This is a genomic window from Intrasporangium sp. (assembly GCF_030452765.1).
In the GTDB taxonomy this organism is placed as follows: Bacteria; Actinomycetota; Actinomycetes; order Actinomycetales; family Dermatophilaceae; genus Intrasporangium_A.
Genome location: NZ_JAKDLO010000185.1, coordinates 1 through 8,361 on the forward strand (window position 1 = coordinate 1; position 8,361 = coordinate 8,361).

At 69.0% G+C, this 8,361-nt stretch carries 10 protein-coding genes and 1 CRISPR repeat array; of the genes, 3 read left to right on the forward strand and 7 right to left on the reverse strand.

What is annotated here, in order from left to right; genetic code table 11:
* Positions 1-55 precede the first annotated feature (55 nt).
* A CRISPR array of direct repeats spans positions 56-742; the repeat unit is 36 nt; unit sequence CTCATCCCCGTCGTCAGGGCGGGGCTTCATTGCGGC.
* 183 nt (positions 743-925) lie between these two features.
* Together L0H79_RS18355 and L0H79_RS18360 are read right to left on the reverse strand one after the other, a co-directional pair.
* Positions 926-1,357: a cytotoxic translational repressor of toxin-antitoxin stability system gene (locus tag L0H79_RS18355; RefSeq protein ID WP_301486089.1), complete on the reverse strand. Its 432-nt coding sequence runs from the start codon at positions 1,355-1,357 to the stop codon at positions 926-928.
* A 5-nt stretch (positions 1,358-1,362) separates the two neighbouring features.
* A complete protein-coding gene (locus tag L0H79_RS18360) occupies positions 1,363-1,779 on the reverse strand; it encodes a hypothetical protein (RefSeq protein WP_301486090.1) in 417 nt (138 codons plus the stop codon).
* Between the two features lie 347 nt (positions 1,780-2,126).
* Here L0H79_RS18360 and L0H79_RS18365 point away from each other — a divergent pair, with 347 nt between their 5' ends.
* Positions 2,127-2,270, forward strand: a complete 144-nt coding sequence (locus L0H79_RS18365) for a type II toxin-antitoxin system RelE/ParE family toxin (RefSeq protein ID WP_301486091.1) — start codon at positions 2,127-2,129, stop codon at positions 2,268-2,270.
* 125 nt (positions 2,271-2,395) lie between these two features.
* Here L0H79_RS18365 and L0H79_RS18370 read toward each other — a convergent pair whose 3' ends face one another.
* The 5 genes from L0H79_RS18370 to L0H79_RS18390 form a co-directional block, all read right to left on the reverse strand.
* Positions 2,396-2,620, reverse strand: a complete 225-nt coding sequence (locus L0H79_RS18370) for a type II toxin-antitoxin system HicA family toxin (protein ID WP_301486092.1) — start codon at positions 2,618-2,620, stop codon at positions 2,396-2,398.
* Positions 2,617-2,841 carry a type II toxin-antitoxin system HicB family antitoxin gene (locus L0H79_RS18375; RefSeq protein WP_301486093.1) on the reverse strand — a complete coding sequence of 75 codons (225 nt, stop codon included), beginning with the start codon at positions 2,839-2,841 and terminating at the stop codon, positions 2,617-2,619. The genes L0H79_RS18370 and L0H79_RS18375 overlap by 4 nt, the downstream gene beginning before the upstream one ends.
* 94 nt (positions 2,842-2,935) lie before the next feature.
* A complete protein-coding gene (locus L0H79_RS18380) occupies positions 2,936-3,712 on the reverse strand; it encodes an enoyl-CoA hydratase/isomerase family protein (protein ID WP_301486094.1) in 777 nt (258 codons plus the stop codon).
* Positions 3,713-3,767: 55 nt separating this feature from the next.
* Complete coding sequence (locus L0H79_RS18385) at positions 3,768-3,962, reverse strand: hypothetical protein (RefSeq protein WP_301486095.1); 195 nt, start codon at positions 3,960-3,962, stop codon at positions 3,768-3,770.
* A gap of 121 nt (positions 3,963-4,083) precedes the next feature.
* The gene (locus L0H79_RS18390) at positions 4,084-5,682 is read right to left on the reverse strand and encodes an ABC-F family ATP-binding cassette domain-containing protein (protein ID WP_301486096.1); all 1,599 of its coding nucleotides are present in this window, start codon (positions 5,680-5,682) and stop codon (positions 4,084-4,086) included.
* Between the two features lie 298 nt (positions 5,683-5,980).
* Here L0H79_RS18390 and L0H79_RS18395 point away from each other — a divergent pair, with 298 nt between their 5' ends.
* On the forward strand, positions 5,981-7,129 hold the full coding sequence (locus L0H79_RS18395) for a peptidoglycan bridge formation glycyltransferase FemA/FemB family protein (protein ID WP_301486097.1): 1,149 nt from the start codon (positions 5,981-5,983) through the stop codon (positions 7,127-7,129).
* Positions 7,130-7,132: 3 nt separating this feature from the next.
* Positions 7,133-8,158, forward strand: coding sequence for an alanine racemase (locus L0H79_RS18400; RefSeq protein ID WP_301486098.1), 1,026 nt, complete (start codon positions 7,133-7,135; stop codon positions 8,156-8,158).
* Positions 8,159-8,361: the final 203 nt, after the last annotated feature.

The window sequence follows — 8,361 nt, forward strand, 5'->3', positions numbered from 1 at the left end:
GGCGGGGCTTCATTGCGGCTACAACCACGGCGACGACAAAGGCCAGCCCATCGCCCTCATCCCCGTCGTCAGGGCGGGGCTTCATTGCGGCCCGTGATAGGTGAGCGCGGCAGGCACGTACGCGGTCCTCATCCCCGTCGTCAGGGCGGGGCTTCATTGCGGCATGATCAGCTCCAGTGGCATGACGATGCCGGTGGCGGCCTCATCCCCGTCGTCAGGGCGGGGCTTCATTGCGGCGGTGAAATGCGCGCCCAGGCGCGGTCGGCCTTTCGCCTCATCCCCGTCGTCAGGGCGGGGCTTCATTGCGGCGATGGGGCGGTCGCGTCGGCGTCGCGTCGCACGATCCTCATCCCCGTCGTCAGGGCGGGGCTTCATTGCGGCGATCAAATCGAGGACGATCGGCACAGATGGGCGGCGCTCATCCCCGTCGTCAGGGCGGGGCTTCATTGCGGCACCTGACCCTACCCTCCCTTTGTCTAATCCCTAAACCTCATCCCCGTCGTCAGGGCGGGGCTTCATTGCGGCAGCCTTGGTGGGCGCGCGTCCGTAGAGCATTTCGACTCATCCCCGTCGTCAGGGCGGGGCTTCATTGCGGCAATCTTATGGTGCGCAGAGGCGCGCGCAGCGGTCCGGCTCATCCCCGTCGTCAGGGCGGGGCTTCATTGCGGCTACACATCGCTGTTGCGTATCCTGCCCATTCCAGTTGCTCATCCCCGTCGTCAGGGCGGGGCTTCATTGCGGCTTGTACCCCAGCCAGCACGGCGACCACAATGCGGTCCAGCTCTGGTCCTGGACCTGCTGCACATCCCCGCCAGCGTCTACGCCTCGAACGAAACCGCCCGTTGACTTGGGGGCCAAAACGCGATCGAGAAGTGCGGAACGTCAGTTCCTCCGCCCAGACAGATGCATAACCGAGGTCGGCGGATCACCTGCCGGTCGTGTAGAAAGCGGCGACCCTGGCGATGGCTTCGGTCCTCGTCATCGTGCGCACCTCCGTCTCCGGGATGCGCGCTTCCTGGGTGAGGATGCGGATCACGCCCAGCGGGATCGCATCCGCGAAGTGTTGAGTCCGTCCCCGTTTCGGCAGCACCTGGTTGTTGACGCATTCCCAGAACTCCTCAGCAGTCACCTGTAACTGGTCACGCAGGATGTGCCCAAAGATGCTCGGCCCATAGTCGGTCCGGTCGATCGGATGACTGATCCGCGTGTACAGGATCCGTCCATCCGGCAGCGGCAACTCGTAGTTGATGTGGTGGGACCCGCGTTTGCCGTTGGCGCGCTCGCGCTCGACCCAACCCTCAGTGGTGCAGAAGGTCTCGTGGTCGCTCCGGGTGGCCGGAGACTGCTTCGCGGACAAGGCGGTCAGACGGTGAGCAGCCAGCTACGAAGCTGCTCGTCTGAAGCCAACGTGACGATCTGCACCAGACCCCAGTTGTCCTCGTGGTTCGGGGCAAGGCGCAGCCGCTCCGTCCACGCCTCGGCGTACTCGCGCAGCGCGTCGATCATCTCATCGACGGCCTCCTCGATGGTGGCGCCGTCCGCGGCGACTGGCACTCCGGGCAGGACGATGCTCCAGCCGTCGCCGTCCGGGACAGCCTGGGCGCTGAAGGGATGCAGACGGATCAGGAAGTGGACCAGTCGGTCGGCGTCAACCGCCGCCACACGTCGAGTGTCGCGGGTGACGGTCGCCGGACGCCCCTCGTCAGCGGCGTCCAGCAGGTCCTTGAAGTGCTCGCGCGCCTCCCGGGCACTGCCATAGTTGACGGTTGCCGCAGCCATCGGCGTTGCTCCTAGTGATGCATGTGTACACAGCGTACACGCACCTAGCGACTTCATTCGATCCCGGTCGGCGGAGACCGTTGAGGAACTCAGCCGAATCCGGGATTGAGGGGGCCGTGCGCTGCCCGGCGACGCCGCCTCCTGGATGGCTCATTCGTCGTCGGCGCGGCGGGACTCCCCCTCGCCCATCAAGATGGCCCCCAAGGAGGCGACGCTGAATTTCTGGCCACACTTTCGGCTATCTTACGTAGGTGACATGCCCACCCTGAGTACCTGCCCGGGAAGATTTCGGCCGCATGTGTTGAGTTGAGTTCATCTTCATCACCCTCGCCGCGAACCCATACCGGGTGAGCAAACCACTCTCTCGAGAGCTGGCCGGCCAGCGCTCAGCCCGGCGAGGCTCCTACCGGGTCATCTTCGCTGTCGACGACGACAGACACCTGATCGAGATTCTCCACATCAGCCACCGAGCACACGCATGCAGGACCTGAAAGTGCACGCCATCTCATGCGTGAAACGGCCGTCAGGCAGTCGCCCCCGCCCGGACGCGGCTGAGTGTCTCCAGCGACCCGTGCGGGTCCGTTGGGGGTGGACCTGGGCCAGTGCCCTGGGCGCATCAGAGCAGCCGCAGCAGTTCTTCGCGGCTGAGGCCGGCGTCACGCATGATCGCGGCGAGCGTGCCACGTTTCAACTCGCGATGCAGCGGCACAACGAGCGCGCGGTCGTGGTCGGGGTGCTTCAGGCGCATATGGCTGCCGCGCTGGCGAACCGACTCCCAACCGGCCCTGCCCAGCGCGGTGGCCAGTTGCGCACCTGAGACGACCGGGAGCCGCTCGCTCACGCGGGGAGGGGCAGCGTCCGTCGAACGATCCCCGTCGCCAGTGACTGACCGTCATCACGAAGCCCATCGACGTACAGGGCGAGTGCCTCTCGGGCGTTCTCGGTCGCCTCGTCGAGATCGTCGCCTTGGGTGTGGAGGCCGGGAAGGTCGGGGGCGTACACGTAGAACCCGCCCTCGGCCTGAGGCTCGAAGACGAACTCGATCTCCTGCGGTCCTTCCATACCGACAGACTACCCGTGCCAATCCTGGCAGCGGCCGGGATGAACGCCACGCCAGCGACCGCGATCTTGCCCATCGCCTTGCGTCAAGCGGCTGTCAGGCACTCGCCCCGGCCCGGACGCGGCTGAGCAGCAACGGGATCTGCGCCTGGCGCTCCCGGGCGGCCTGCTCCTGACGGGACGCGCCCACCGCATCGCGCAGCAGCGGCTTGAGCGCGCGGACTGCCTCATCGGGGGCGGCGAGCAGCGCATCGACAAGTGAGCCGGTGGCCGCTTCCAGCCCCGTTGGGGGAGCGACGACGTTGGCCAGACCGATGGCGCCGGCCTCGACACCGGTGACGAACCGGCCGGTGGCGCAGATCTCGAGCGCCCGGGCGTAGCCGACCGCGTCGACGAGGGGCTTGGTGCCGCCGAGGTCGGGCACGATGCCGTGGCTCGTCTCGCGCATCGCGAGCTGGGCATCATCCGCCACGACGCGCAGGTCCGCGGCGAGGGCGAGCTGGAGCCCGCCACCGATGGCATACCCATGCACCTGCGCGACGACGACCGCGTGGCTCTGCGCCCACCCGGTGAAGCCACGCTGGAATCCAGCGATACCCGACTCGATCGCGTCAGCCCCGGCGAGTGCCAGCTCGACGATGCCCCGCTCGCCCGGCAGACCCTGCGGCGTGAACAACGCGGTGTCGATCCCCGCCGAGAAGGACTCGCCGGCACCCTTGATGACGACGATCCGGACGTCACTGGGCAGACTCTCGGCCTCCTCGGCGAGCGCAGCCCACAGGGACGGCGTCTGGGCGTTGAGCCGCTCCGGATTGTTGAGCGTCAGCGTGCGGACGGCGCCGTCGGTTTCGACGAGAAGGTGCGGGTGCGTCATACGAGCAGGCTAATGGTGCCCACTCGACCGGGCTGGTTAGCCCGGTCGACGGTGGTCAGGCGGCAGCCACCGCAGCGGCGGGGTCGCCGAGCGCCCGCAGCAGGGCCCAGCCACCCGAGAGCGTGCCGACTCGGCCGACCCGGAAGACCCGTGCGCAGCCCAGACACGACCAGAGACTGGTCGGATCCGGGTCCGGCGTCAGGTCGTCACCGCCGCAGTACGGGCAGCGGAGCGGGTCGTCCAGGAGCATGCCGACAAGTGTCCCGAGGAGCCCGTCCAGATACAATAACTGTCCATTATCTGACCGCGTAGGTAACGTTATGCTTCCGTGAACCGGCCATCATCACGTCCTCACGGCAGGTGGCGCCCCTTCAGGCGAGCTCGACCAGGTCCTTGTAGTCCGGGCCCCACAGGTCCTCCACTCCGTCGGGCAGCAGCAGGATCCGCTCGGGCTCGAGTGCGTCGACGGCCCCCTCGTCGTGGGTGACGAGGACGACAGCGCCCTCGTACGTCGACAGCGCCCCGAGGATCTCCTCGCGCGAAGCCGGGTCGAGGTTGTTCGTCGGCTCGTCGAGCAGGAGCACGTTGGCCGAGGACACGACGAGCAGCGCGAGGGACAGGCGCGTCTTCTCCCCGCCCGAGAGCACCCCGGCCGGTTTCAGGGCGTCGTCGCCGGAGAAGAGGAACGACCCGAGCACCTTGCGCACCTCGGTCTCGCCGAGGTCCGGGGCCGCCGACTTCATGTTCTCGAGGACGGACCGGCCGACGTCGAGGTTCTCGTGCTCCTGCGCGTAGTAGCCGAGCTTGAGGCCGTGGCCCGGCTCGACCTCGCCCGTGTCCGGGGAGTCGACACCGGCGAGGATGCGCAGCAGGGTCGTCTTGCCCGCGCCGTTGAGGCCCAGCACGACGACCTTCGAGCCGCGGTCGATCGCGAGGTCTACATCGGTGAACACCTCGAGGGACCCGTACGAGCGGGACAGCCCACTGGCCCGCAGCGGCGTCTTCCCGCAGGACGCGGGCTTCGGGAACCGGAGCCTGGCCACCTTGTCGTGCGCGCGCTCCCCCTCGACCCCGGCGAGCAGCCGCTCGGCGCGTCTGGCCATGTTCTGGGCGGCTACCGCCTTGGTCGCCTTGGCCCGCATCTTGTCGGCCTGGGCGAGCAGTGCGCCGGCCTTCTTCTGCGCGTTGGCGAGCTCACGCCGACGCCGTTTCTCGTCGGTCTCGCGCTGCTGCAGGTAGGTCTTCCAGCCGACGTTGTAGACATCGAGCGCGGAGCGGTTGGCGTCGAGGTGATAGACCTTGTTGACCACGGTGTCGAGCAGTCCGGTGTCGTGGCTGATGACGATGAGACCGCCCTTGTAGCCGCGCAGGTACTCGCGCAGCCAGGCGATCGAGTCGGCGTCGAGGTGGTTGGTCGGCTCGTCGAGCAGCAGGGTCTCGTTGCCGGAGAAGAGGATCCGCGACAGCTCGACCCGGCGGCGCTGGCCGCCGGACAGGGTGCGCAGCGGCTGGGTGAGGATGCGCTCGTCGAGCCCGAGAGCGCTCGCGATCGCCGCGGCCTCGGACTCGGCGGCATACCCGCCCTCGTTCTCGAACTCCACCTCGAGCCGGGCGTAACGACGCATCGCCCGCTCGCGGGAGTCTGGGTCGTCGCTGCCCATCCGCTGCTCGGCCTCGGCGCGTTGGCGCAAGATGACGTCGAGACCGCGCGCCGACAGGATGCGCTCGCGCGCGAGCATCTCGAGGTCACCGGTGCGCGGGTCCTGCGGGAGATAGCCGACCGGCCCGGTCCGCGTCACCGTCCCCGCCGCGGGTTGCCGCTCGCCGGCCAGCACCTTCGTCAGCGTCGTCTTGCCGGCACCGTTGCGCCCGACGAGACCGATCCGGTCGCCGGCATCGACCCGGAAGCTCGCGTCCTCGAGCAGCAGGCGCGCTCCCGCCCGCAACTCGATCCCGGTGGCGACGATCACGGCAATCCCCTTTCAGTGCCGCACTTCGTCAGCGGCCGGACAACCACTCCATTCTGCCAGCGCCTGCCGAGCATGCCGAATCCGATTCCTCAACGCAGGCACCACTGCACGCTCGATCCGAAGTAGTGCACGCTCGATCTGGAGTAGTGCACGCTCGATCCGAACTACTGCACGCTCGATCTGGAGTAGTGCACGCTCGATCCGGAGTAGCGCACCCTCGATCCGAAGTAGTGCACCCTCGATGTGCGGGACGAGTGGTTGGGGGGCGTGCGGGCACCCTCGGGTAGCGTGAGCCAGCGTGAGCGCCCCGAACACCGCCCGCAACCGCAGCGTCCGCGAGATCACCGTGCGTGACATCACGGCCGAGCAGCACCTCGCCTGGCTACGCACCCAGCCCGCGGCGAGCTTCCTGCAGACGCCCGCGTGGGGACAGGTCAAGCCGGACTGGCGGGCTGAGTCGGTCGGCTGGTTCGAAGGCGAGGATCTGGTCGGGACGGCCCTGGTGCTGCACCGCCCCCTGCCGCGGATCCGTCGCACCCTCGCCTACCTGCCGGAGGGGCCGTGCCTCGACTGGTCCTCGCCGCGTCTCGTCGAGCACCTCCGTGCGCTGCGCGACCACCTCAAGGCCAAGCGGGCCTTCGCGCTGCGCATCGGGCCGCCCGTCCCGACCCACCGCTGGCACACCGCCACGATCAAGGCGGCCATCACCGACCCGGCGGTGCACCGCTACGACGAGGCCACCCCGGATGTCGTCGAGCCGGTCGGCGCCGCCGTCGTGGCGCTGCTGCGCCGGCTCGGCTTCCGGCACCTGGCCGCCGACGAGGGCTTCAGCGCCGGGCAGCCGGAGTACATCTTCCAGGTACCGCTCGCCGGACGCACCGAGGACGACCTGCTCCGGGGCATGAACCAGCTGTGGCGGCGCAACATCAAGAAGACCGACAAGAACGGGGTGACCGTGCGGGTCGGCGACGCGACCGACGTGTCAGCCTTCCACGGGGCCTATCTCGAGACCGCCGAGCGCGACGGCTTCACCCCCCGCGGCCTCGAATACTTCGAGCGCATGTACGCCGCCATGTCGAAGGAGGACCCCGACCGGATCCGCGTCTACCTCGCCGAGCACGACGGCGACGTGCTTGCCGCGACGATCTGGATCCGGGTCGGCGAGCACGCCTGGTACTCCTACGGTGCGTCGACTGTGGCGAAGCGGGAGCTGCAGGCCTCGACGGCGATCCAGTGGCGGATGATGCGCGACGCCCTGGCAGCCGGCGCGACGGTCTACGACCTGCGCGGCATCACCAACACGCTCGACGAGCAGAGCCCGCAGTTCGGACTGATCCGCTTCAAGGTCGGCGCCGGCGGCGAGGCGGTTCGGCTCGCAGGCGAGTGGGACCTGCCGTTGAACCCCTTGCTGTACAAGGCTTTCGACCTCTACATGAAGCGGCGGTGACCGGTGGCGCTGATCCTGCACGTCCAGGGCGACCGCTGGCGGGCCGTCCAGCAGGCGACGCTGCGCCGCCTGCCGGGGCTCGTGCCGGTCATCAAGGGCAACGGCTACGGCTTCGGCCGGCAGTTGCTGTGCGGCGAGGCACACCGCCTCGGAGCGCCGATGATCGCGGTCGGCACCTACATGGAGCTGCCCGAGGCCCTGGCCTGCTTCGGCGGCCAGGTCCTCGTCCTCGAGCCGTACCGCGCGGTGCTGCATCACGACCTGCCCGACCTGCGCAGCACCCGCGTCGTGCACACCGTCACCGCTCCGGACGACGTCGAGGACCTCCGGTCCGTGCAGAGCAAGGCACGGGTCGTCGTCGAGGGGCTCACCTCGATGGGCCGATTCGGTATGCCGCTGCGCTCGCTCGCGGCGTTCGTGACCTCCTCGGGGGCCGAGGGTGTCACGCTGCACCTGCCGCTCGGGACCGGGCACGTCGCGGAGATCTCACGGTTCGTCGAGGCCGTCCCGGACAACCGGCGCTGGTTCCTCTCGCACGTGACAGCCTCCGAGCTGGGCGAGCTCACCGCCCGGTTCCCCGACCGGGAGTTCCGCCCGCGGGTCGGGACCGACCTGTGGCTCGGTGACAAGGGAGCCTACGAGGTGCGGGCCGACGTCCTGGAGGTGCGGGCCCTGGCCAAGGGCGAGCGGATCGGCTACCGCCAGCGGCCACAGCCGGCCGGGCATCTCGTCGTCGTCAGCGGAGGCACCTCGCACGGTGTCGCCATGGAGTCGCCCGCGGCCGCCGCGACGGCACGACAGCGCGCCATCGCCGTGGCCGAGGGGGCCCTCGAGGCGGCGCACCGGGTCCGCTCCCCCTTCGAGGTGTCCGGGGTCATGCCCCGGTTCGCGGAGCCGCCGCACATGCAGTGCAGCCTGCTCGTGCTGCCCGACCACACCACCCCGCCGGCCGTCGGCGATGCGGTCACGGTCCGGATGCGGCTCACCACGGCCTACCCCGACGCAGTCGTGCTCCACCCCACGAAGTGAGCCGCTCGGGCGGTCTCAGCCTGATGGCCCCTCCCGGCTTCACCCCCGCAACGCGCTCGCTGATCTACGATTCACGGGTGCTGAGCGCATCCCGAGGACCGAGACGCCGGTAGGAGCCGCACCATGACCTTCAACGACAACGTGCAGCTCGACACGTCACAGGTGCAGTCCGGCGGCCGGGGCGGCGGTGGCGGCTTCGGTTG